At 53.1% G+C, this 22788-nt stretch carries 24 protein-coding genes; 9 read left to right on the forward strand and 15 right to left on the reverse strand.

The features are described from left to right. Positions 1 to 163: 163 nt before the first annotated feature. Positions 164 to 592: a nucleoside-diphosphate kinase gene (ndk, locus tag HP572_RS13865; RefSeq protein ID WP_010280064.1), complete on the reverse strand. Its 429-nt coding sequence runs from the start codon at positions 590 to 592 to the stop codon at positions 164 to 166. Positions 593 to 950: 358 nt separating this feature from the next. On the opposite strand from ndk, the gene HP572_RS13870 reads away from it, so the two are divergent. The 4 genes from HP572_RS13870 to HP572_RS13885 all read left to right on the forward strand — a co-directional run bounded on the left by HP572_RS13870 (position 951) and on the right by HP572_RS13885 (position 5708). Further along, on the forward strand, positions 951 to 2531 hold the full coding sequence (locus tag HP572_RS13870) for a PTS transporter subunit EIIC (protein ID WP_240583523.1): 1581 nt from the start codon (positions 951 to 953) through the stop codon (positions 2529 to 2531). Positions 2532 to 2544: 13 nt separating this feature from the next. Beyond that, on the forward strand, positions 2545 to 3906 hold the full coding sequence (locus tag HP572_RS13875) for a 6-phospho-alpha-glucosidase (protein ID WP_010280068.1): 1362 nt from the start codon (positions 2545 to 2547) through the stop codon (positions 3904 to 3906). Positions 3907 to 4009: 103 nt separating this feature from the next. Next, positions 4010 to 4879 (forward strand): 3-mercaptopyruvate sulfurtransferase, encoded by an 870-nt coding sequence (gene sseA / locus HP572_RS13880; RefSeq protein WP_240583524.1) that lies wholly within the window; start codon positions 4010 to 4012, stop codon positions 4877 to 4879. A gap of 40 nt (positions 4880 to 4919) precedes the next feature. Continuing rightward, on the forward strand, positions 4920 to 5708 hold the full coding sequence (locus HP572_RS13885; RefSeq protein WP_240583525.1) for a MurR/RpiR family transcriptional regulator: 789 nt from the start codon (positions 4920 to 4922) through the stop codon (positions 5706 to 5708). A 36-nt stretch (positions 5709 to 5744) separates the two neighbouring features. Here the strand turns inward: HP572_RS13885 and sseB are convergent, their stop codons facing one another. The 11 genes from sseB to trmJ form a co-directional block, all read right to left on the reverse strand. Beyond that, a complete protein-coding gene (sseB, locus tag HP572_RS13890) occupies positions 5745 to 6539 on the reverse strand; it encodes an enhanced serine sensitivity protein SseB (RefSeq protein ID WP_180791102.1) in 795 nt (264 codons plus the stop codon). 52 nt (positions 6540 to 6591) lie between these two features. Further along, positions 6592 to 7899 (reverse strand): aminopeptidase PepB, encoded by a 1308-nt coding sequence (pepB, locus tag HP572_RS13895; protein WP_039284498.1) that lies wholly within the window; start codon positions 7897 to 7899, stop codon positions 6592 to 6594. A gap of 214 nt (positions 7900 to 8113) precedes the next feature. Continuing rightward, complete coding sequence (gene iscX, locus HP572_RS13900; RefSeq protein WP_240583526.1) at positions 8114 to 8314, reverse strand: Fe-S cluster assembly protein IscX; 201 nt, start codon at positions 8312 to 8314, stop codon at positions 8114 to 8116. 21 nt (positions 8315 to 8335) lie between these two features. Beyond that, on the reverse strand, positions 8336 to 8671 hold the full coding sequence (gene fdx, locus HP572_RS13905; RefSeq protein WP_005970171.1) for an ISC system 2Fe-2S type ferredoxin: 336 nt from the start codon (positions 8669 to 8671) through the stop codon (positions 8336 to 8338). A gap of 1 nt (position 8672) precedes the next feature. Beyond that, complete coding sequence (gene hscA / locus HP572_RS13910) at positions 8673 to 10523, reverse strand: Fe-S protein assembly chaperone HscA (RefSeq protein ID WP_240583527.1); 1851 nt, start codon at positions 10521 to 10523, stop codon at positions 8673 to 8675. A 75-nt stretch (positions 10524 to 10598) separates the two neighbouring features. After that, entirely contained in the window at positions 10599 to 11117 is a 519-nt protein-coding gene (gene hscB, locus HP572_RS13915; RefSeq protein ID WP_240583528.1) for a co-chaperone HscB, read from the reverse strand. A gap of 71 nt (positions 11118 to 11188) precedes the next feature. Next, positions 11189 to 11512 (reverse strand): iron-sulfur cluster assembly protein IscA, encoded by a 324-nt coding sequence (gene iscA, locus HP572_RS13920; protein WP_014916217.1) that lies wholly within the window; start codon positions 11510 to 11512, stop codon positions 11189 to 11191. 80 nt (positions 11513 to 11592) lie between these two features. Continuing rightward, complete coding sequence (gene iscU, locus HP572_RS13925) at positions 11593 to 11979, reverse strand: Fe-S cluster assembly scaffold IscU (RefSeq protein WP_005970177.1); 387 nt, start codon at positions 11977 to 11979, stop codon at positions 11593 to 11595. Between the two features lie 24 nt (positions 11980 to 12003). Next, complete coding sequence (locus HP572_RS13930) at positions 12004 to 13218, reverse strand: IscS subfamily cysteine desulfurase (RefSeq protein ID WP_014916218.1); 1215 nt, start codon at positions 13216 to 13218, stop codon at positions 12004 to 12006. A gap of 250 nt (positions 13219 to 13468) precedes the next feature. Beyond that, positions 13469 to 13963 (reverse strand): Fe-S cluster assembly transcriptional regulator IscR, encoded by a 495-nt coding sequence (gene iscR, locus HP572_RS13935; protein ID WP_151241606.1) that lies wholly within the window; start codon positions 13961 to 13963, stop codon positions 13469 to 13471. Between the two features lie 119 nt (positions 13964 to 14082). Further along, positions 14083 to 14808 (reverse strand): tRNA (cytosine(32)/uridine(32)-2'-O)-methyltransferase TrmJ, encoded by a 726-nt coding sequence (gene trmJ / locus HP572_RS13940; RefSeq protein ID WP_240583529.1) that lies wholly within the window; start codon positions 14806 to 14808, stop codon positions 14083 to 14085. A 142-nt stretch (positions 14809 to 14950) separates the two neighbouring features. Between trmJ and suhB the strand changes: the two genes are divergently transcribed. The 4 genes from suhB to HP572_RS13960 all read left to right on the forward strand — a co-directional run bounded on the left by suhB (position 14951) and on the right by HP572_RS13960 (position 18931). Beyond that, positions 14951 to 15754, forward strand: a complete 804-nt coding sequence (suhB, locus tag HP572_RS13945) for an inositol-1-monophosphatase (RefSeq protein WP_240583530.1) — start codon at positions 14951 to 14953, stop codon at positions 15752 to 15754. Between the two features lie 172 nt (positions 15755 to 15926). After that, on the forward strand, positions 15927 to 17045 hold the full coding sequence (locus tag HP572_RS13950; RefSeq protein ID WP_240583531.1) for an ABC transporter substrate-binding protein: 1119 nt from the start codon (positions 15927 to 15929) through the stop codon (positions 17043 to 17045). 6 nt (positions 17046 to 17051) lie between these two features. Then, entirely contained in the window at positions 17052 to 18134 is a 1083-nt protein-coding gene (locus HP572_RS13955; protein WP_039284478.1) for an iron ABC transporter permease, read from the forward strand. After that, positions 18131 to 18931 carry an ABC transporter ATP-binding protein gene (locus HP572_RS13960; RefSeq protein WP_240583532.1) on the forward strand — a complete coding sequence of 267 codons (801 nt, stop codon included), beginning with the start codon at positions 18131 to 18133 and terminating at the stop codon, positions 18929 to 18931. Before HP572_RS13955 ends, HP572_RS13960 begins: the two co-directional genes overlap by 4 nt. Positions 18932 to 19062: 131 nt before the next feature. On the opposite strand, the gene HP572_RS13965 is transcribed toward HP572_RS13960, so the two are convergent. Beyond that, a complete protein-coding gene (locus HP572_RS13965; protein WP_180773758.1) occupies positions 19063 to 19386 on the reverse strand; it encodes a hypothetical protein in 324 nt (107 codons plus the stop codon). Positions 19387 to 19471: 85 nt separating this feature from the next. Next, positions 19472 to 21139, reverse strand: a complete 1668-nt coding sequence (locus HP572_RS13970; protein WP_240583533.1) for a methyl-accepting chemotaxis protein — start codon at positions 21137 to 21139, stop codon at positions 19472 to 19474. 352 nt (positions 21140 to 21491) lie between these two features. Between HP572_RS13970 and HP572_RS13975 the strand changes: the two genes are divergently transcribed. Beyond that, positions 21492 to 21659, forward strand: a complete 168-nt coding sequence (locus HP572_RS13975; protein ID WP_240583534.1) for a hypothetical protein — start codon at positions 21492 to 21494, stop codon at positions 21657 to 21659. On the opposite strand, the gene HP572_RS13980 is transcribed toward HP572_RS13975, so the two are convergent. Beyond that, positions 21637 to 22764, reverse strand: a complete 1128-nt coding sequence (locus tag HP572_RS13980) for an ABC transporter substrate-binding protein (RefSeq protein WP_240583535.1) — start codon at positions 22762 to 22764, stop codon at positions 21637 to 21639. The two genes, HP572_RS13975 and HP572_RS13980, sit on opposite strands and share 23 nt — an antisense overlap. Positions 22765 to 22788: the final 24 nt, after the last annotated feature.

Below are 22788 nucleotides of genomic sequence, written 5' to 3' on the forward strand. Positions count from 1 at the left end.
CCCGGATAAGTGCAGGCTCATCCGGGGCGCAGCATTGTACAAATTTTAAAACAGGTAAGCTACCATCACCGCTTTTTTTCTGTGTCATTACATCGACACGGCGCACTAACGCAACGAAAAAGAAGCAACATCACTCGCGCTAACCTGTTTATCACGCGCAAGATTACGCGCGCGCGCAGATTTCGTCATCGCTGAAGAAATAAGCGATTTCACGCTGAGCGGATTCGATAGAATCAGAACCGTGTACCGCGTTCGCCGTGAAGCTGTCCGCGTAATCAGCACGCAGCGTTCCCGCCAGTGCGTTTGCTGGGTTAGTGGCACCCATGATGTCACGGTTACGTTGGACAGCGTTTTCACTTTCCAGCACCTGCACCATGATCGGGCCAGACATCATGAATTCGACCAGGCCATCAAAGAACGGCTTGCCTTTATGCTCAGCGTAGAAACCTTCCGCTTGCTCACGGCTCAGACGCAGCATTTTAGCCGCAACAATGGTAAAACCCGCGCTTTCAAAGCGTGCGTAAATCGCACCGATGGCATTTTTAGCAACCGCGTTAGGTTTTACGATGGAGAAGGTACGTTCTATCGTCATATTGACCTCATTAACTAAACTGTCAGATTACAGCCGGATTATAAGAATTGTATACCCAGCCAGTGAAAGTGGCGCAAATTATAGGGGTAGCGGCCGTTGTTGCCTACCAAGGAAATAACATTTTATTAAAAAAATATTACCTCTCGTTTTCCCTTCATTAACGATTACGCATCGTACGTTTTCGTTTCCTACCGCACCCGTACTGAATGTAACAAATCATCGGCGATCACAGTTCTGAAGGTTACTTGTAACGTTATAGGTTATTTGTTTTTAAAACAATAAGATAACTGGAATTTCTTTGTCATTCACTGCTAGCCTGCTGCTGTACCCACCATAATGGCCAGTAAGAGGGCTGATAATGAAAAGAGCGGTCAATGCATTGCAAAATTTCGGCAAGTCCCTATATGGGCCGGTGCTGATACTCCCGATTGTCGGGTTATTCATCGCATTTGGGAATGTGTTCGGTAACGGCAATCTAGCGGGCTATGTCCCTTTACTTAACCATCCTTTGATTCAGGATTTTGGTCAACTGGTTTCCAAATCTGCCGTGGCGATTCTGGCTAATTTGGCGCTGGTGTTCGCCGTCGGGATCCCTATCGGGCTGGCGAAACGCGATAAGGGCTACGCTGCGCTGATTGGTCTGGTGATGTTTATCATCTTCATTAATGCCATGAACATCACGCTGCAATTACAGGGCAAACTCGTACCAGCCGCAGAAATGCGCGCCGCTGGGCAAGGTATGGTGCTGGGCGTTCAGGTGCTGGAAATGGGCGTTTTCGCCGGTATCCTGATCGGCGGATTCGCAGGCTATCTGTATAACCGCTATTCCAGTAAACAATTTAACGGCGTGATGGCGATCTATTCCGGCCACTGCTTCGTCGCCATTCTGATTATTCCGCTGGCGATTGCTCTGGGCTTTGCGATGAGCGCCCTGTGGCCGTTTGCTCAACACGGCATTACCTGGCTCGCCTTCGCTATAAAAGGTGCGGGCCCTGTTGGCATCGCGATATATGGCTTTCTGGAACGCGTGCTGATCCCTACCGGGCTGCATCATCTGGTCTATACCCCATTCCTGTACACCGAACTGGGCGGAACCGCAGAAGTGTGCGGCAAGCTGTATCAGGGCGCACGTAACATCTATTTTGCTGAAATGGCCTGTCAGGACGTCAAACAGCTAAGTTCCACCGTGGTCTGGGATGCACGCGGCATCAGTAAAATGTTTGGTCTAACGGCCGCTGCGCTGGCGATGTACGTGACAGCGAAGCCAGAAAAACGGCTGGCCGCCAAAGCCATTCTGATTCCGGCCGCGTTTACTTCTTTCTTACTGGGCGTCACCGAACCACTGGAGTTCTCGTTCCTGTTCGTCGCCCCGATGCTGTTTGCCGTCCACGCCGTACTGACCGGCATAGGGATGATGCTGTTCTCCATCATGGGCGTGCATGCGATTGGTGCCAACGGCGTCATCGACTTCCTGCTTTATAACCTGCCGCTGGGCATCGAGAAATCCAACTGGCCGATGTACATCGCGGTCGGGCTGACGATGTCGGTGATTTACTTCTTCGTCTTCCGCTTCCTGATTCTGTATTTCGACATGCCAACCCCCGGGCGTGAAACCGATGAGGAAGAGACGCGGCTGTATTCCAAAACCGAATATCAGGCCAAGGCCGAGAATCCGGCAAAAACGCAGGAGCCAGTGAAAAGCGATGCCCAGCTTGTGGGTGCCACCATCATCGCCGGACTGGGTGGCAAACCCAATATCGAGGTGGTGGACAACTGCTACACCCGCCTGCGGGTCACGCTCATCGACACGGCTTTGGTAGACGAACAACAGCTTAAGAACACCGGTGCGAAAGCTGTTATCCGACAGGGTAACAACGTACAGGTGGTTTACGGACTTCACGTCAAAACGATACGCGAAGCAGTTGAAAACGCGCTTTAACAGGAGACTGACCATGACGAAACCCCCATTCATTCTGACGATTGCCGGCGGCGGCAGCACCTATACCCCAGGCATCGTAAAGAGTCTGATGGTACGTCTCGCGGATTTCCCGCTGGCGGAGATTCGTTTGTATGACATCGACGGCCCGCGACAGGACATCATTGCACCGGTGGTGGAAAAAGTGATTCGCGACCACAGTGACAGCATCGTCTTTACCGTCACAACCGACGCGGAGACCGCGTTTAGCGGCGCCCACTTTGTCTTTGCCCAGATGCGCGTCGGCCAGTACAAGATGCGCGAACAGGACGAGAAAATCCCACTACGTCACGGCGTCGTCGGGCAGGAAACCTGTGGCCCCGGCGGACTGGCCTACGGCCTGCGTACCATTCTGCCGATGGCTGAGCTGATCGATCTGGTTGAGCGCTATGCGCATAAAGAGGCATGGATCGTCAATTACTCCAACCCGGCCGCGATTGTTGCCGAAGGCGTGCGCCGCCTGCGTCCTAACGCCCGCGTACTGAATATCTGCGATATGCCGGTTGCCGCGATGCGTAACATCGCTGCCGTGCTGGGCGTCGATCGTCACGACATCACGGTGGACTATTTTGGGCTGAATCACTTTGGCTGGTTTACCCGCGTGCTGGTCGACGGCGTCGATCGTATGCCAGAGCTGCGCGAGCACATCGCCCGCTACGGCCTGTTGACTGCCGATGCCGCCGATACCGATCCGCAGCACGCCGATCCGTCATGGGTGAAAACCTGGCGTAATATCAAACCCGTCATGGATCATTTCCCAGAGTTCGTGCCGAATCCGTATTTGCAGTACTACCTGATGCCGAATCAGATCGTGGAGCATCAGGATCCTGACTATACGCGCGCCAATGAAGTGATGGACGGGCGTGAGAAGAAGCTGTTTGCGGCCGCCGCCAGCTACAAGGAAACGGGGATTCTGTCCGATGCGTTCCACGTTGGCGTGCACGGCTCGTTCATCGTTGATGTCGCCTGTTCACTGGCGTTCGATCTGCGCCAGCGTCATCTGGTGATCGTCGAGAATAAAGGTGCCATCGCCAATCTGCCTTACGACGCGATGGTGGAAGTACCCGCTTATATCACCGCGCAAGGTCCAGAACCAGTGAGGATGGGGAATGTACCGCAGTTCCATCGTGCCTTGCTGGAACAGCAGTTGGCGTCTGAACAACTGCTGGTGGAAGCCACGCTGGAAGGCAGCTACGAGAAGGCCTTGCAGGCATTTACTCTGAACCGAACCGTGCCGACAATGCAGCACGCCAAAGCCATTCTGGACGAGATGATTGAAGCCAATCAGGATTACTGGCCGCAATTAAAACAAGCATATAGAGACGGTATTGCCCAATAATCTGCGACTTGTCGGATGAGGGAAAATCGCTGACAATGAATCTATCATTGCACATCAATGATAGATTCGGGGTCGAATTCGTCGGCCTCAACGTGGAGGATCTATGTCAGCATCGTCTTCTGATTTGCCCGTTTCTCATGAGCGGTTTGTTTCCGCAGACTGGCTTGCCAGCCACCTGAATGACAGCAGCATCACGCTCATCGACGCCCGGATGCTACCGCCGGGCAACAGCACCCGTGATATTCACGCTGAATACCGCGCCGGTCATCTGCCTGGCGCGGTTTTTTTTGATATTGAAACGCTGTCCGATCACAGCACCGATCTGCCACATATGATGCCGACTCGCGAAGACTTCGCACGCGCGATGGGCGAATTGGGGATCGATAGTCAGCAGCATCTGGTGATTTACGATGAAGGCAATCTCTTCTCCGCACCACGTGCGTGGTGGATGCTGCACACCTTCGGTGCGACATCCATCTCAATCCTGAGCGGCGGTCTGGCGGGCTGGAAAGCACAGAATTTGCCATTGGAACAGGGTGATGTAACACCTAAGCCGACCACGTTCCATGCCACGCTGGATGAAAACGCCATTCGCTCACGCGATGACGTGCTTTCCATCAGCCGGGATAAATCAGAACAGATTGTCGATGCCCGCCCCGCACCCCGTTTTAATGCCGAGGTGGATGAACCGCGTCCCGGCCTGCATCGCGGTCGCATTCCCGGTAGCCTGAACGTGCCGTGGACTGATTTGGTAAGTAACGGTGCGCTGAAACCTAATGCCGAACTGGCGACCATTCTGCATAAACACGGGGTTGATTTTACTCGTCCCATCGTCGCCAGCTGCGGCTCCGGCGTAACGGCCTCTGTCGTCGTGCTGGCGCTGACGCAGTTAAATGTCCCGAATGTGACGCTGTACGACGGATCGTGGAGCGATTGGGGGAGCCGCGATGATGTCCCAATTGAGCGTGATTAGTTCCGTTCCGTGTTTTATTGCCGTCAATCAGGGGTAGCAGGTGGATAATCGGCTGGCGTCTTTAATGCAGCACGGTCAGGTGCTGACGCGCGCGGAATACCGCGTGCTGGCTTTTATCGCCGACCATTCATCGCTGATAGGCAAAATCACGGTGCGGGAGCTGGCGCAGAAAACCTATGTTTCCACGGCGACTATCATGCGGCTGTGCCAGAAAATCGGCTTTAGCGGCTACAGTGAATTCATTTATCACTGCAAAACGCTGCTCACGGAGCATCCGCGTCTGGCTCCCTCGCCTGTCGTTACGCCCAATAACGCTTCGCTTCCTGATGCTTTCCAGCATTTTGTCGACAATTACCAGCGCACGTTTGCCTACATTAGCCATCAGGATAGAGCCGCTTTCAGCGCTATCCTGCGACAGGAAAGCCACTTTTTCCTGTACGGCGCGGGGTTTTCCCATCTGTTTGCTGAATATTTGGCGAAGAAACTACAGGTGCTGGGGAAAGATGCCTTCTCTTCCGGATTAGGAGACAGCCGAGGCATTTTTCTCAATAATGCGCCAAAGTATCAGGTGTTTATCGCCATCTCCCGCAGTGGGGAAACCGAGCAGGTGTTGGATAAGGCGCGTATCGCCAAAAACATTGGCATGAAGGTCATCGCATTTACCCGTGCGTCGTTGAATTCATTAGGCGAGTTAGCCGATTTGCACTTCCGGCTCTACGATGATGCGGTTCACTATGCGGCGGAAGCCGGTGAGATTAGCTCATTTGAATCGAATCTGGTGATGTTGATCGATCTACTGCTATTGCAGGCAACAGCGGAAAAATCGTAATCCGCCGTTGCCTTCATCAAATTTATATACCCGGTATCAGGCGTTGCCGCTTCCCTTAAACTCCCTCAGGAAACTCCCCCACTTACGCTCGTAGAACGGCGTGGTGTGCTTAATCATATAATGACTGATACCCGATTCGCCGTCCTTCACCAGACATAGGTCGACAGGGCGCTCGTCCGGTAAGGTGTCACTGGCGACGCTGCCCGCTTCACGGATGATGATTTCTTCATCCTGATCGGCATCAATCCCAATCAGCAGGTGCGGCTGCTCTTCGCCCGGTTCCTGAATCTGTGCCAAAAACGCCCGTTTTACATGGCGATGTTTGGTAAACAGCTGCGTCAGGGAATCAATCATCTGCGCTGGCATCTCGGCTGGCTGGCTCAGTACGACCTGCATCTCTTCTTCAACAACGCGCTGCTGAACAAAACCGTTACCTTCGCCAGACAGAATATGTTCAATTTCCTGTGGCAAAAACTCTTTGCCATACGGCAGCTTAGGGTTGAGGAACAGCGTGACACCCTGCGTCATTTCAAACAGCGAACGCGTCGGCAGGGCCAGAAAAGCGGCTTCTTCCTCAATCACGCTCTGCAATGCTTCCAGAGAAGAGAAGAAAGGAATGGCGGATGAACCATCGTCTTTTTCCCAGTGCTGAATGTTCACATTACTGCCCGCGTGCAATACCACCTCACCGGATTCATCCCCGTCATCGGTACTGCCCAGCACAAACACCGTGGCTTCCATCAGTTCACTGAAAAATTCAGGACGATGCGCTGGCTCTGTTGCAGCCAGAATCAGCACTTCTTCCAGTTTATTACGTGGCGAAAACTCCATACTTTCCTCAACATGATTACGTTAAAAACCGACGCTTTAAGACCTGAACCGATTACTTGGCGTTGCTCAGCAGGAGATTCGCCAGCGTGCGTACGCCGAGTCCCGTTGCGCCCGTCGCCCACTGATCTACCGCGCCTTTACGGTACGTCGCGGAACAGTCAATGTGCAGCCAGCCTTGCTGGTAATTTTTCACAAAGTGCGACAGGAAAGCCGCTGCTGTGCTGGCACCGGCGGTATGTGCACCACTGGCAATGTTGTTCAGATCCGCAAAACTGGACGGCAGATGGCTGCGGTGGAATTCTTCCAGCGGCAAACGCCAGAATGGCTCGTTTTCTTCTGTCGCGCTTTCTTGTAATGCCGCCACCAGCTCATCATCGAAGCTGAACAACGCGTGATAGTCATTGCCCAGCGCCATTTTTGCCGCACCCGTCAGCGTTGCGCAGTCGATAATCCACTGTGGATTCTGCTCGGAGGCATCGATCAGGCCATCCGCCAGCACCAGACGCCCTTCCGCATCCGTGTTCATGACCTCAACCGTTTTACCGTTGCGGTAGCGAATGATGTCACCCAGCCGGAATGCATTGCCGCTCACCATGTTGTCTGCACAGCACAGGTACAGTTTCACGCGCTGTTGCAAACCGCGAGCCGCTGCCAGCGCGAGCGCGCCCGTCAGCGTGGCAGCACCGCCCATGTCTGATTTCATGGAATCCATGGAACTGCTAGGCTTCAGGCTGTAGCCGCCGGTATCAAACGTAATCCCTTTACCTACCAGACAGGCGAAGACGGGCGCATCCGCGTTACCCGTCGGGTTATAGTCCAGCGCCAGCAGCACTGGTTGACGCTCAGAACCGCGGCCCACTGTGTGCAGACCAGCATAATTCTGCTCACGCAGATCTTCACCTTTGGTGATGCGGTAGCTGACAGCATCACAGGCAACGTCACACAGCAGGTCGACTGCACGGGTCGCCAGTTGCTCTGGCCCCAGATCTTCAGCAGGCAGGTTGATGGTGTCACGCACCCAGTCCACAATCTTCAGGCGATCGTTCAGCTCTTTCTTGTCAGCGTCGTTCAGTTCCGCCCATTCAACCGTTCTTTGCCCTTTCGGCCCGCGATACCCCTGCCAGAATGCCCAGCTGTTTGCCAGATCCCAGCCTTCACCGGCTAACTGAACGTGTTTAATTCCCTGCCCATCAATTTTGCGGGCAGCACGTTGGATCACCGCCTGTGCAGCTTTGCCATTCAGGGACGCCCCTACATGAATGGTAAAACCCTGCTCATTCACACTCAGCGTCGCTTTTTCTCCCCAGCGCGCGTCAGCAGGTTGAGTGGAGAGTGAAATCAGCATGGTATTGTTCGTCATAGTGCTTCTCCGATAATAGGTATTCCTGCCACGTTTCATGTTTGCAGGTGATGTTCATATTTACAGACGTTCTGCTTCTCAATACGTGTTTATAAACGCTCTCGCTTATAAATACTCGGTTTGCAGATAAATAAACGGTGCATCATGACATGCAAATGTTACGAATTTTGGCACGAGAATAAAACGGGCCACCCAAGGCAGCCCCGTCATCGTGCTATTCAGCTTCATCTAACCAGACCAGCAGGATCGCTTCCAGAATTTTTTCATTGGAGGCATCAGGCCGATCGTCAAACTCATCCAGATCGCAGATCCACTGGTGCATATCCGTGAAACGGACGGTTTTCGGATCGAGATCGGGAAACTGGTCGTAAAGCGCTTCGCCGATAGCCCGGCTGTCTGTCCATTTTAATCCCATAACGGTTGCTCCCTATGCAGATTAATGCTCGCGTGCGTGGTTGATCGTATAGCGCGGGATCTCGACGACCAGATCGTCCCCGGCGATACGCGCCTGACAGCCCAGACGACTTTCCGGCTCCAGCCCCCAGGCCTTATCCAGCATGTCGTCTTCTTCTTCTGTACTTTCTGCCAGCGAGTCGAAGCCTTCGCGCACGATGCAGTGGCAGGTGGTGCAGGCACAGGATTTTTCGCAGGCGTGCTCAACGTCAATACCGTTACGCAGGGCGACTTCCAAAATGCTTTCACCGCGTTCCGCTTCCAAAACCGCCCCTTCAGGACACAGATCCTGATGCGGTAAAAAGACTATCTTAGGCATGTTACACCTCATCCACAGAATGGCCTGCCAGCGCGCGACGGATAGAGGCATCCATGCGACGGGCGGCGAATTCCTGGGTTTGTTGATCGACTGTTTTAATCGCGGCTTCAATCGCCACGGGATCGCTTCCCTGCATCATCGTATGCAGATGTTCGGATGCCGCGACAATGATGCTTTTTTCGTCATTGCTCAATAACTCGGCGTCAGCCACCAGCGCGCTTTGCAAGCTTTCCAGCACGCGTGCCGCTTCCACTTTTTGCTCTGCCAGACGACGCGCCCCGATATCTTCCTTCGCATTCAGCATCGAATCGGTGATCATCGTGGCGATTTCCGTATCGCTCAAACCGTATGACGGTTTAACCTGAATGGAAGCCTCGACGCCCGTCGATTTCTCCATCGCCGTGACGCTCAACAGGCCATCCGCATCAACCTGAAAGGTCACGCGAATGTGTGCCCCACCGGCAGGCAGCGGCGGCAAGCCGCGCAGTGAGAAACGCGCAAGCGAGCGGCAATCCGCCACCATTTCGCGCTCACCCTGCAAGACGTGGATCATCATGCCGCTCTGGCCGTCTTTGAAGGTGGTGAACTCCTGTGCGCGGGCAACCGGGATCGTGGTATTGCGCGGAATGATTTTTTCCACCAGCCCGCCCATCGTCTCCAGCCCCAGCGACAAGGGGATCACATCCAGCAGTAACATTTCACTGTCTGGCTTGTTGCCCACCAGAATATCCGCCTGAATCGCCGCGCCGATAGCGACAACCTTGTCTGGATCGATCGACGTCAGCGGTGTACGACCAAAAAACGTTCCGACTTGTTCGCGCACCAGTGGAACGCGCGTCGATCCGCCCACCATCACGACTTCCAGCACCTCTTCCGGCGTCAGCCCCGCGTCTTTCAGCGTGCGACGGCAGGACAGCAGCGTGCGTTTCACCAGCGAAGCAATCAGCGAATCAAACTGCTCGCGGGTGATCTCACCCTGCCAACCAGCCACATCCACACGCGCCGACTCGGCGCTGCTGAGTGCAACTTTAGCCTTCACCGCCGCGTGGCGAAAAGCATGATCTAACTGACGGTCGTCACGATCGTGAATGCCCGCCTGCTCACGCAGCCACTCCGCCAGCAGATGATCGAAATCATCACCGCCCAACGCAGAATCGCCGCCTGTCGCCAGCACTTCAAAGACGCCACGGCTCAAGCGCAGAATGGAAATATCAAAGGTGCCACCGCCCAGATCGTAAATGGCGATCACGCCTTCTTTACCGGAATCCAGCCCGTAGGCAATCGCGGCCGCAGTCGGTTCGTTCAGCAGGCGCAATACGTGCAGCCCGGCAAGACGTGCCGCATCTTTGGTGCCCTGACGCTGTGCGTCATCGAAGTACGCAGGAACGGTAATCACCACGCCATCCGGCACGCCGCCTAACGCCGCTTCCGCACGCGCAGCCAGCGCGGACAAAATATCCGCCGATACCTGTACAGGATTAAGATTGCCAGCCGAGGTCTGAATCAGCGGCAGGCCGTTATCGCTGGCATGAAAGTGATACGGTAAATGCGGGTAGCGCTGCTGAATATCGTCCAGAGAACGCCCCATCAGGCGTTTCACTGAGCTGACGGTATTTTCCAGATCGTGGGCAGCATTGTCGCGTGCATCCCAGCCGACGCTGTGACCATCGTGACGATAGTGGACAACCGACGGCAGCAGGTCTCGCCCGTCGCTATCTGCCAGCGTCTGAGCTTCACCGCTGCGTACGGTGGCAACAAGAGAATGGGTGGTGCCTAAATCAATACCGACAGCCAGACGACGCTGGTGCGGTGCGGCGCTAAGGCCAGGCTCACTAATTTGTAATAAGGCCATATTGAGCTTCCATCAATTGGCTGGCGAAAAACCCGGTATGGCAATCACCATCGGGTTACCCGCCGGATTAACCAGTTATCTGTCCAGCAATTGTTCTTCGAGTTCTTCAACCTGTTGCTGGAGCTTGTCTAAAAAGCGTAGCTTGCGCACGGTGTCTGCGGCGTCTGTCCACGTCTCATTATCGAGTTCATCACGCATATGTGAACAGCGCTTAACGATCGTTGCCTGCAATCGCTCGGCGAAGGCCGTCAGCGCCTCATCGGCATCCAGTCGCTGTGAGATCGCGTCCAGTTCTTCGCGCAGTTCCAGCTGTTCCATCAGGAATGCTGTGTCCTTCATCGTATGCTGTTCGTTGTTCACATCAAAACCGTGCAGCGACAGCATATACTCCGCGCGTCTCAGCGGATGCTTGAGCGCCTGATAGGCGTTATTGATCGTCGCCGCCTGCTGCACCGCCAGCATGCGCTCGCGCTCTGGGCTGGCAGTATAACGGTCAGGATGGAACTGACGTTGCAAGTCCTGAAAACGGGATGCAAGCAGGCCGCCATCCACATCATAGCGAATCGGCAGCCCGAATAACGTAAAGTAATCCATAGTGGTACTCTGGGAGTTCTGGGTAGCAACGCATGCCATTAACCGATCGCACGCTCACTACCCAAGAGGGGTCAGACGTTGAAACTTTCGCCGCAACCGCATTCGCCGGAAATGTTCGGATTATTGAACTTAAAGCCTTCGTTCAGCCCTTCTTTGACGAAATCCAACTCGGTTCCGTCAAGATAGACCAGACTTTTGCCGTCCACGATGACCTTCACGCCTTTGTCTTCAAAGACCGTATCGCCATCGTTCAAATCATCAACAAACTCCAGCACGTACGCCATACCGGAACAGCCGGATGTCCGTACGCCAAGACGCAGCCCAAGGCCTTTGCCCCGGTTTGCGATGAAAGCGTTCACGCGTTGTGCCGCACTTTCGCTCAGAGAAATCGACATACTGTTACCTCGATCGTTCGCCACCTCGACGGAATCAGGCACCGCAAGAAACGGTGCCCCGCCGAGTTCAGCCGCAGAGATTACTGCGCGTCGCGTTTACTTTTGTAATCCGCAATCGCTGCCTTGATAGCGTCTTCCGCCAGAATGGAGCAGTGAATCTTCACCGGCGGTAGCTCAAGCTCTTCGGCAATCTGCGTGTTCTTAATCGCTTCAGCTTCATTCAGCGATTTGCCTTTTACCCACTCTGTGACCAGCGAGCTGGAGGCAATGGCAGAACCACAACCGTATGTCTTGAAGCGGGCATCTTCGATGATACCCTCATTGTTGACTTTTATCTGCAACTTCATCACATCGCCGCACGCTGGCGCGCCGACCATGCCGCTGCCGATAGAAGGATCGGCGTTATCAAATGAACCCACGTTGCGTGGATTTTCATAGTGATCAATTACTTTTTCGCTGTAAGCCATGATAGTCGTCCCCGAACTGCTGAATTAATGATGCGCCCACTCGATGCTGCTGATATCCACGCCCTGCTTGAACATTTCCCACAGCGGAGAAAGATCGCGCAAACGGCCGATGGATTTACGTACCAGCTCGATGGTGTAGTCGATCTCTTCTTCGGTGGTAAAACGTCCCAGCGAGAAACGGATCGAGCTATGTGCCAGCTCATCATTCATGCCCAGCGCACGTAACACGTAGGAGGGCTCCAGACTGGCCGACGTACAGGCAGAACCAGACGATACCGCCAGATCCTTGAGCGCCATAATCAGCGATTCACCTTCAACATAGTTGAAGCTGACGTTCAGGATATTGGGTACGCCCTGCTCGATATCACCATTCAGGTAGACTTCTTCAATATCATTAATACCGTTCCACAGACGATCGCGCAGCGTGCGCAGGCGATCCATTTCTGCGGTCATCTCTTCTTTCGCGATGCGGTAGGCTTCGCCCATGCCGACAATCTGGTGCACAGGCAAGGTGCCAGAACGCATGCCGCGCTCATGGCCGCCGCCGTGCATCTGCGCTTCGAGACGAATACGGGGTTTACGACGAACATACAGTGCCCCGATCCCTTTCGGCCCATAGATTTTATGGCCGGAGAAAGACATCAGATCCACTTTTAACTGGTTGAGATCGATAGGTAGTTTACCTACGCTCTGCGTGGCATCAACATGGAACACGATACCGCGGCTGCGGCACATGTCACCGATAGCGGCAATATCCTGCACAACCCCGATTTCATTATTGACGTGCATGATGGAAACCAGAATGGTGTCCTCACGCATTGCCGCTTCGAGTTCAGCCAGATCGATAATGCCGTTACGCTGCGGGGCCAGATAAGTGACCTCGAAGCCTTCGCGTTCAAGCTGACGACAGGTATCCAGCACGGCTTTGTGCTCGGTCTTGCTGGTGATGATGTGCTTACCCTTCTTCTGATAGAAGTTGGCAACACCTTTAATCGCGAGGTTATCGGCTTCGGTCGCGCCTGACGTGAAGACGATCTCACGTGGGTCGGCACCGACCAATTCAGCAATTTGGTTACGGGCGATATCAACCGCCTCTTCCGCTTGCCAGCCAAAACGGTGGGAACGGGAAGCCGGGTTACCGAACGTACCGTCCAAGGTCAAACACTGCATCATTTTCTCAGCGACGCGCGGGTCAACCGGCGTGGTGGCTGAGTAGTCGAGATAGATAGGTAACTTCATTGCTCATAAACTCCGTACATCACTTCAAAACGTACAATGCGTTTTGTTTTATTGACAGGCTGTTTATACCCGCAACCTCTCGGGCCAATGCAAAAATCTGGCGATGTTATCGTGGAACCATTTATCGTCAGAACACGCCGTGACAGTCGGACTAACACCAACGCCACATTGGGCAATGTGGTCAGGATTATGCGGCTATCAGAAAGGCAAAACGTGACGAGTAAGGGTTACTCGTCACGTTGAAGGTGTATCAGGCGCGCAGGTTAACGTTGATCGTTTCCTGGATACGTCCATTGGCGATGCGGCGCGTGTCAGCATCCTGACGATCCGCCACATCCAGCACTTCCTTATTATTCACCAGCTCATCCAGCGTGATGTTATTCAGGAAGTCGGTAATACGGTCACTCAGATCGCGCCACAGCGTGTGCGTCAGGCAGCGATCGCCACCCTGGCAGCCTTCGCGGCCCTGGCAACGCGTTGCATCAACGGATTCATCGACGGCCGAAATGACCATACCAACAGCGATTTCATTCGCGTTTTTACCCAGCAGGTAACCGCCGCCTGGGCCACGAACGCTGGCAACCAGCCCATTCTTGCGCAGACGCGAAAACAGCTGCTCCAGGTAAGACAGTGAAATACCCTGGCGTTCAGAAATATCCGCCAATGGAACGGGTCCTTCCTGGGAGTGCAGAGCCACATCGAGCATGGCGGTAACGGCGTAACGGCCTTTGGATGTCAGTCTCATGATAGTGGTACCTGTAGATAAAACATGTATTATGAAAACATGTATTGGCAGAACATACCGCGAGTCTGACATTCCTGAGTGTTTTAGTCAACTATTTAACCAAGTAAAACACTCAAGTATTATTCGTCGTGTGTTTTCTGTACCGAACTCAGTATTCCACGCAGGATGTTAAGCTCCTGACTTTCAGGCCTGGCGCGGGTAAACAGGCGGCGCAGCTTGTTCATCACCTGCCCTTGATGTGCCGGTCGGATAAATCCGGTTTGCAGCAGCGTCTGTTCAAGATGCTGGTAAAACCGCTCCAGATCGTCGACCAGCGGGTACGGCGACTCTTCGTGTTCCGGCTGCCCAGCCTGTAAGCGCTCCAAATGCGCGATGCGCACTTCATAAGCAATGATCTGCACCGCCATCGCCAGATTGAGCGAGCTGTATTCCGGGTTCGCGGGAATCGCCACGTGATAATGGCATTTCTGAAGCTCTTCATTCGTCAGCCCCACGCGTTCACGCCCAAACACCAGCGCGACCGGCGCGTGTTCCGCTTCCTGCGCACTACGAACGCCGCACTCGCGTGGTTCCAGCATCGGCCAAGGTAAGGTTCGAGAACGCGCGCTGGTGCCAACGACCAGACCACAGCCTTCGAGCGCCTGATCGAACGAATCCACAATAGTGGCATTGCCGATAACATCGCTGGCGCCTGCCGCCAACGCAATTGCCTGCGAATCAGGCTTCACCAATGGGTTGACCAAATACAGTTTGCTTAACCCCATGGTTTTCATCGCCCTGGCCACTGATCCCATATTGCCAGTGTGCGACGTTTCAACCAGAACAATGCGAATATTGTCTAACATATGAACTCTGTTATGCGATAGATAGAAGGAAGTCGTGCGAAAAGGAAAACGGCATACCTTAACACAAACTTAGCTATTTTACTTTTCTACTGCTATACTCTGCGCCGCTTTCCGTTCTTTAACATTCCAGTGGACCGATACCATGCATCCGATGCTCAACATCGCTATACGCGCTGCGCGTAAAGCCGGTAATTTAATTGCCAAGAACTATGAAACGCCAGACGCCGTCGAAGCTAGCCAGAAAGGCAGCAACGATTTTGTGACCAACGTCGATCGGGATGCAGAACGTCTGATCGTTGAAGTCATCCGTAAGTCTTACCCACAGCACACCATTATTGGTGAAGAGTCTGGCGAGTTGGTTGGCGAAGATCCGGCAGTACAATGGGTTATCGATCCTCTGGATGGCACCACCAACTTCATCAAACGTTTACCTCACTTCGCTGTTTCTATCGCGGTCCGTATTAAAGGCCGTACCGAAGTTGCCGTTGTTTACGATCCTATGCGTAATGAACTGTTTACCGCGACTCGTGGTCAAGGCGCACAGCTGAACGGCTACCGTCTGCGCAGCAGCACTGCCCGCGATCTGGAAGGCACCGTACTGGCAACAGGTTTCCCTTTCAAATTAAAACAACACAGCAAAAGCTATATCAACGCCATCGGCGCGCTGTTCACCCACTGTGCGGATTTCCGCCGTACGGGTTCTGCTGCACTGGATCTGGCCTATGTGGCCGCGGGTCGCGTTGACGGTTTCTTTGAAATCGGCCTGAAGCCGTGGGATTTTGCTGGTGGCGAATTGCTGGTACGTGAAGCTGGCGGGATCGTGACCGATTTCGTTGGCGGCCATAACTATCTGGCATCCGGCAATCTGGTTGCAGGTAACCCACGTGTGGTGAAATCCATTCTGGGCACCATCCGTGAAGAATTGAGCGACGCGCTGAAACGCTAATTCCGACCCACTCCGGCCCACCGCCATAAAAACGAAATTGGGCCGGAGTTGTTATTTTTCTTTACATATGAATCCTGTATACGCATTGTTTATCCTTATACGATAATAATTATCAAACTCATTACACTGATAACTTCATCACATTGATAAACTGTGAATTAGGATCGCCACCATGTTAAGAAAATCAGTAAGATCACTCTTTCTGACCGCACTCCTCACCACCCCGCTTTTCAGCTACGCCACCCAATACCCTCTTACCGTCACCGATTTCGACGGAAGAAGTGTTACCATTAAACAAGAGCCACAGCGCATCATTCTGCAAGATGGGCGCGATATTATGACGATGGCATTGCTTGACCGCGATAATCCCTTTCAGCGTCTGGTCGCCTGGAACAATCTGGCGAAAAAACAGGACACCGCAACCTGGGATATGCTGAAAGGAAAATGGCCTCAGTCCGTTGGCATTCTGGATATGGGCTTCAGTGACAAAGGTAACGTCGATCTGGAAAGCGTGCTGTCAAAACAGCCGGACTTGATGATTGCCCAGCTGCGTGCCAAGGCAGCGCTGAAGGAAAGCGGTGTGATCGACAAGCTCAGCGCGCTGAATATTCCGGTACTGTTCGTCGATTATGAAGTGAATCCGGCTAAAGATACCGCCCCCAGCGTCGACCTGTTGGGTAAAGTTCTAAACCGGGAAGCCAATGCCAAAGCGTATACCGATTTCTATCGTCAACATTTCGATGCTATTCAGCAGAAAACCGCTGCAATCGCCCCGAAACCTAACGTCTTTGTTGAACCGATTGCCGGTAACTCAGACTCCTGCTGCTTCACACACAGCAACAGCGGCTGGGGCGGATTGGTTGAAGCGGTCGGCGCGAAAAATATAGGATCAGATTTGCTGCCGGGTGCATCAGGCTTTGTCTCACTGGAAAAAATCATCAGCATGAAGCCCGATGTCTACATTATGACAGGCTCTAAGCGTGGCAACAGTCAGGTCCTGCCGCTAGGCTTGGGTGCCAGCGTAGAAGACGTGCGCAATCAGGCCGCTACGCTGCTAAATCGCACGGGTATCAGTCAGATCCCCGCGGTTCAGGCAAAACACGTCTACGGCGTTTACCACCATTTTTACAACCATCCCTACAACATTGTCGGTATGGAATATCTGGCCAAGGATATTTATCCTCAGGCCTTTACCAGCCTGAATCCTGATGATACGTATCACCATATCATTCAGAATTTTACCTCGCTGCCTGACAGTGACTTTATCTTTGCCTGGAAACAAGGTGAGTAATTTTTAATGAGTACAACCACTGAACCGGGTATCCGCAATACTGCCGCGGATGCCAACACCATTATGGACAACTATCGCGGCATCATTCGACGCCGTGTGGGTGTTATGGCGATACTGCTGTTGATCATCATCGGCTCGTTGTTGCTGGATTTTACGATGGGGCCTTCAGGGCTGACGCTTGATGTACTTTGGCAGACGCTGACCGATCCGGCCAGCGCCGATGCGGGTACGCGCGTGATCGTCTGGGATATTCGTCTGCCTTACGCGCTGATGGCTATCGTGGTCGGGCTAGCGCTTGGTCTGGCCGGTGCAGAAATGCAGACGATCCTGAACAACCCGTTGGCCAGCCCGTTTACGCTCGGCGTTTCTTCCGCCGCTGCGTTCGGTGCTGCGCTGGCTATCGTCCTCGGTATCGGCATCCCCGGTATTCCGGCTCAGTGGTTTATCTCCGCAAACGCCTTTATCTTTGCGCTGCTGGCAGCGTTGCTGCTTGATGGCATTACGCGCTGGACGCAGGTCGCCACCTCCGGCGTCGTGCTGTTCGGTATCGCGCTGGTGTTCACCTTCAACGCGCTGGTTTCCATGCTCCAGTTCATCGCCAATGAAGACACGCTGCAAGGTTTGGTGTTCTGGACGATGGGCAGTCTGGCCCGCGCCTCGTGGGAAAAATTGGGAATTCTGCTGCTGGTGCTCGTCATCGTGATGCCAATTTCCCTGATGAGCTCATGGAAACTGACCGCGCTGCGGTTGGGTGAAGATCGCGCCGTGAGTTTTGGCATTAACGTCCGCCGCCTGCGTCTGGCGACGCTGCTGCGCATCAGTATTTTATCCGCCATTTCAGTCGCGTTTGTTGGCCCTATCGGCTTCATCGGTCTGGTGGCTCCGCATATCGCACGCATGATTTTCGGCGAAGATCACCGCTTTTATCTGCCTGCCAGTGCGTTAACTGGCGCGCTGGTGTTGTCGATGGCGTCCGTTGCCTCGAAAAACCTCATCCCCGGCGTCATTATCCCGGTCGGGATCGTCACATCACTGGTTGGTGTTCCCTTCTTCCTGAGTATCATCCTGCGCCACAGAGGAAACGTATGAACCAGCAAACCTCTTCTGGATTACGCCTTTCCCACTTTCGCGCCGGTTACCCCAAGCGTCAGGTGATTCGCGATCTGTCCGTACCACAGCTGCCGCGCGGGAAAATTACCGTGCTGCTAGGCCCTAACGGCAGCGGTAAATCCACGCTGTTGCGTGCAATGGCAGGTCTGAATGCTTCCGAAGGTGAACTGTGGTTGGATGACACCAACCTGATGGCACTGCCTTTTGCCCAGCGGGCGGAAAAAGTCGTTTATCTGCCGCAATCCCTGCCTGCGGGCGTTCACCTGCACGTATTGGAATCGATTATCGTCGCACAGCGCGCGTCCGGCGGCATGCACAACGCCGAAAAGCAGGATGAAGTGATGAGCCTGCTGCGCCAGTTGGGCATTGAGCATCTGGCGTTGAGCTATCTCGAGCAGCTCTCCGGCGGACAGAAACAGCTGGTAGGGTTAGCGCAATCGCTGATCCGTCAACCCTCGCTGCTCCTGCTGGACGAACCGCTCAGCGCGCTGGATCTGAACTATCAGTTCCACGTGATGGATTTGGTACGCAAGGAAACGCGTAAGCGCAACATCATCACCGTCGTGGTAGTGCATGACATCAATATCGCGCTGCGTCACGGCGACCACGTATTGATGCTGCAAAACGGCAATTTGATTGCCAATGGCGCACCGGCAGAAGTGATTAGCCCGGAAAGCCTGTCAGCAGTTTATGGCGTACGCGGACGCATCGAGCGCTGTTCGCAGGGCGTGCCGCAGGTGATTATCGACGGGCTGGTCAGCGAACCGACCATCTAAGCTTTTCTCTGGACGAATAGACGGTGAGTTCCCTCACCGTCTTCCTTACCTTCACCTTACCAAACGCGACGACGCTGATTCACCACACCAGAACCATACACCGTACGTGCTATACCTCACGTTACCGCTATTCAGCACAAACGCGCAGAGGCAAGCCCATCGCGCATGTTCGTCAGCATGTTCTCAAACAAACGCAATGCCAAACCCACGCTGTTTACGTTGTAGTAGAGCGCCGCGTCATAATGCTTCAGATAATGTTCAAACTCGGGCTTATCGAGCAGTTTATAGATTGCTGTAAATCGCAAAATAAGGTGGCTGCAATTATTGAGATAGAGATCAAGCGTGCGGTAATCGCTTTTCATTAGCTGAGTAAGCAAGGCGGTCATATGCTCGAATTCCGTCAGTAGCGACGCATAATCCCCCAGATTTTCCGCACTGTGCTCAATCGGTTCCATACCGTCATCTCCCTTGGTTTTCGCCGCTGGTCAATCGAACCTATAGCCGCATACCGCCTTACTGCACAGCATACGGCGCGATAGATTAGAAACGCTGCCAGTCCGCTTCATCCGAAGCAACGGCAGCTTTTTTCCTTACGGGAGAAAGACGCGGCGCGGATATTCCTGGTAGCCCGGATGCAGAAGCGGAAGCCAGCGCCAGAGGGGTAACCTGTCCCACAATGAACTGCCCCACGAGTTGGCTCAACGTACTTGCCTGCTCCTGCAACGACTGCGACGCCGCAGACGCTTCTTCCACTAATGAGGCGTTTTGCTGAGTCACATCATCCATCTGGTTAACCGCCTGATGCACCTGGCTGATTCCCTGACTTTGCTCTTCGGTCGCCGCCGCGATTTCATTGACTAGATCCGTCACCTGCTGGATCGCATCCTTCATCGCCGACATGTTTTTCCCTACATCGCTGGCTTGATCCACGCCCGCCGACACCAGCGAGTTTGAGGCATCAATCAAATCCTTGATTTCACGCGCCGCTGTAGACGATCGCTGTGCCAGCGTACGCACTTCTCCCGCCACCACCGCAAAACCACGCCCCTGCTCACCGGCGCGAGCAGCTTCTACCGCCGCATTCAGGGCGAGGATATTGGTCTGAAACGCGATACCTTCGATTAGCGCAATGATCTCGGTGATCTTGCCTGAGCTGGTGCGAATGTGTTCCATCGTATTCAGCATCGTATTGACGGAATCCGCGCTATTGATGGAGATCTTGCTGGCATTGCCTGCCAACAAGCTCGCCTGTTGCGTGTTCTCCGCGTTCTGGCGCACCGTCTCACTGATTTCCGTCATACTGGCCGCCGTTTGTTCCAGCGAAGCAGCCTGTTCCTCGGTGCGGGATGACAGATCTTCATTCCCCGCCGCAATCTGCGTCGCCGCGCTGCTCACCGACTGCGATGAAGCACTCACCGAAGCCAGCGCAGAGGATACCCGCTGCATTAGGCTGTTAAAGGCACGAGCGGTATTTCCCACTTCATCCTTGCGTCGATCGTCCGCTTGAATCGTCAGGTCAAGATGGGTGCTAACGCTTTCCATCGTCTGACTCATGTTATTCAAACTTTTTCTAATACCCAGAATGGTTCTCACCGCGAAAAAGCCGATCAGCAACACGATCAATAACGTACCGGACAACAGACCAAACCACGTTTGATCATAAATCCGTTTATTCATCTGACGCAGTTCGTCGCCCATTTCAACATTAAGATCGAATTGCTTACGGTAATTGGCGAGTAACTCACGTACCGCTTCTCCAGGTCCGTTTGCTCCTTGCAACAGGCCAAGCGCGATCTCGTTTTGGTTCGCCTTTGATGCGTTAAGAAAAACAGGTAGCGACGCCTGTAATTTTTTGGTCAGATCAATCGCCGTATGGGTCAGTTGGCGATCCTCCTCGCTGGAGGCATCATTGATCAGGTAATACTCATTAAGCGTCTTTATTTCATCGATGGTTCTATTAATATCCTGCTCGATCGCGGGCAGCTTGCGATCGTCATCCGTGGTCTGATGACGATACAAAAAAAGCACCAGCGAGTTGCTTTTATCCACCAGACTATTTAAATCTTTAATGCTCGGAATCGCATTATCCTGAACATATTCAAAACGAGATTGGAACCCTGATAACAATGATAAAGTGACAATAACTAATGAGATAAGCGCCAGCGACATTAGTGAAAACGTCAACAGCAGGCGTTGCGTGATATTCATAACCGCTCCATTTTTTGAATTTTTATACCGCATTTTTTTCCTGATTCCGGTATGTCGAATAAACCGAATGTCCCTCCCTACGTGGCGTTTTGCGTAAAAGTCAGACATACCTTTACCACGTTCAATTATCGCCACAGAAGCAGACAGCTTGATAGCATCGATCATTAAAATCACTTAATAATCCCAAAACAATAGTTAAAATCTATCAAAGTAAGATAATCGATCGTCACAAACATCCATTGATCCTGCAACAAATTAATTAGAAGAGAATGGCTTGCGAAAAATCCTTCATCAGCCATGTTGCGATGAACGGTAGATATATTTTTCAATTGTTCGTCAGGCGATAAAATCGGTGAAAAAAGCACAAAAAAAAGCACTGACCGATGAGGTTCAGTGCTTTTCTATTATCTGGTTTACTGAATTATCTGGTTTACTGCATTATCTGGCTTACTGCATTATCTGGCTTACTGCATTATCTGGCTTACTGTGTGACGATGTTATTTCTTCGCTGGCAGCGTAACCCAATAGCCTGGCTGATATGGCAGCGGCAGGAACTTCTCGTGGAAAGTACGGAACGTTGCATCAGGATCGATATCCTTGAACAGTTCCGGGTGCATCCATTTTGCTAACACCTGAATCGCCACAAACTGATACGGGCTATCATAGAACTGATGCCAGATTGCATGCGCGTTGCCATCGGTTGCTACTGGCAGCGTTTTGAATGCTGAGCGTTCCATCAGTTTTTGCAGGCGTTGCAGCGCTTCCTTCTGATCGGCTCCCGGTCCAACGCCAACCCAGCCATTCGCCGTGTTGTAGTTTTTCCAGTTAGCTCCGGTCACCACCACGACATCCGGGCGAGAACTGATAATTTGCTCTGGGTTCAGCGTACCAAACGTGCCGGGGATGATGTTTTTGGCAATGTTGTCACCGCCAGCAACCTCAACCATGCGGCCAAAGTTTTCATCACCGAATGACATGCAGCATTCTTCGTCATAACCGCCCGCACGGTCGATCATCACTTTCGGACGTGGACCCTGATAGTTCTTCAACCGATCGGTGACCAGCTCAATCTGCTCACGGCGGAATTTAATGATCTCTTCCGCACGCTGTGGTTTGCCAACCAGCTGCCCCATGATGTGAATGCTTTTTTCTGCGTTCTCAAACGGCTTCTCACGGAAATCGATGAACACCACTGGAATCCCCAGCGAATTGAGTTTCTCGATCAGTTTGCCTTCATCCGTCGCCGCTTTTGACTCCAGATTCATCAGTACCAAATCCGGTTTCAGCGTCAATGCCTGCTCAACGTTGAAGGTGCCGTCTTTCGCTCCGCCAAAGGTCGGCAGCTTTTTGATTTCCGGGTATTGCTTTTCATAAGCCATATAGCCGTCATAATCGGCTTTTGGCAGATCGTCACGCCAGCCAACCACGCGCTGGAACGGTGCCTCGGTATCAAAGGCAGCCAGCAGATAAATCTGTCGACCTTCCCCGAGGATAATCCGCTTCACTTCGGATTTGATCTCTACTTTCCTGCCACTAACGTCTTCAATAACAATCGGGTTAGCGCTAGCGACAACGCTCGCGCTCAGTCCCAACAGAGCAACGACTGAAAACAGCCATTTCTTCATTATTATTCCCTTCTGCGATTATGG

Source organism: Pectobacterium sp. PL64 (assembly GCF_022477975.1).
Taxonomy (GTDB): domain Bacteria; phylum Pseudomonadota; class Gammaproteobacteria; order Enterobacterales; family Enterobacteriaceae; genus Pectobacterium; species Pectobacterium jejuense.

Excerpts from the sequence above, each read along its gene's own strand:
- HP572_RS13870 (WP_240583523.1), top strand. The coding sequence starts at position 951 with ATGAAAAGAGCGGTCAATGCATTGCAAAATTTCGGCAAGTCCCTATAT.
- HP572_RS13930 (WP_014916218.1), bottom strand. The coding sequence starts at position 13,218 with ATGAAGTTACCTATCTATCTCGACTACTCAGCCACCACGCCGGTTGAC.
- suhB (WP_240583530.1), top strand. The coding sequence starts at position 14,951 with ATGCATCCGATGCTCAACATCGCTATACGCGCTGCGCGTAAAGCCGGT.
- HP572_RS13965 (WP_180773758.1), bottom strand. The coding sequence starts at position 19,386 with ATGGAACCGATTGAGCACAGTGCGGAAAATCTGGGGGATTATGCGTCG.
- iscA (WP_014916217.1), bottom strand. The coding sequence starts at position 11,512 with ATGTCGATTTCTCTGAGCGAAAGTGCGGCACAACGCGTGAACGCTTTC.
- HP572_RS13960 (WP_240583532.1), top strand. The coding sequence starts at position 18,131 with ATGAACCAGCAAACCTCTTCTGGATTACGCCTTTCCCACTTTCGCGCC.
- ndk (WP_010280064.1), bottom strand. The coding sequence starts at position 592 with ATGACGATAGAACGTACCTTCTCCATCGTAAAACCTAACGCGGTTGCT.
- fdx (WP_005970171.1), bottom strand. The coding sequence starts at position 8,671 with ATGCCTAAGATAGTCTTTTTACCGCATCAGGATCTGTGTCCTGAAGGG.
- hscA (WP_240583527.1), bottom strand. The coding sequence starts at position 10,523 with ATGGCCTTATTACAAATTAGTGAGCCTGGCCTTAGCGCCGCACCGCAC.
- sseB (WP_180791102.1), bottom strand. The coding sequence starts at position 6,539 with ATGGAGTTTTCGCCACGTAATAAACTGGAAGAAGTGCTGATTCTGGCT.
- iscX (WP_240583526.1), bottom strand. The coding sequence starts at position 8,314 with ATGGGATTAAAATGGACAGACAGCCGGGCTATCGGCGAAGCGCTTTAC.
- hscB (WP_240583528.1), bottom strand. The coding sequence starts at position 11,117 with ATGGATTACTTTACGTTATTCGGGCTGCCGATTCGCTATGATGTGGAT.
- HP572_RS13950 (WP_240583531.1), top strand. The coding sequence starts at position 15,927 with ATGTTAAGAAAATCAGTAAGATCACTCTTTCTGACCGCACTCCTCACC.
- pepB (WP_039284498.1), bottom strand. The coding sequence starts at position 7,899 with ATGACGAACAATACCATGCTGATTTCACTCTCCACTCAACCTGCTGAC.
- iscR (WP_151241606.1), bottom strand. The coding sequence starts at position 13,963 with ATGAGACTGACATCCAAAGGCCGTTACGCCGTTACCGCCATGCTCGAT.
- sseA (WP_240583524.1), top strand. The coding sequence starts at position 4,010 with ATGTCAGCATCGTCTTCTGATTTGCCCGTTTCTCATGAGCGGTTTGTT.
- trmJ (WP_240583529.1), bottom strand. The coding sequence starts at position 14,808 with ATGTTAGACAATATTCGCATTGTTCTGGTTGAAACGTCGCACACTGGC.
- HP572_RS13970 (WP_240583533.1), bottom strand. The coding sequence starts at position 21,139 with ATGAATATCACGCAACGCCTGCTGTTGACGTTTTCACTAATGTCGCTG.
- HP572_RS13875 (WP_010280068.1), top strand. The coding sequence starts at position 2,545 with ATGACGAAACCCCCATTCATTCTGACGATTGCCGGCGGCGGCAGCACC.
- HP572_RS13955 (WP_039284478.1), top strand. The coding sequence starts at position 17,052 with ATGAGTACAACCACTGAACCGGGTATCCGCAATACTGCCGCGGATGCC.
- iscU (WP_005970177.1), bottom strand. The coding sequence starts at position 11,979 with ATGGCTTACAGCGAAAAAGTAATTGATCACTATGAAAATCCACGCAAC.
- HP572_RS13980 (WP_240583535.1), bottom strand. The coding sequence starts at position 22,764 with ATGAAGAAATGGCTGTTTTCAGTCGTTGCTCTGTTGGGACTGAGCGCG.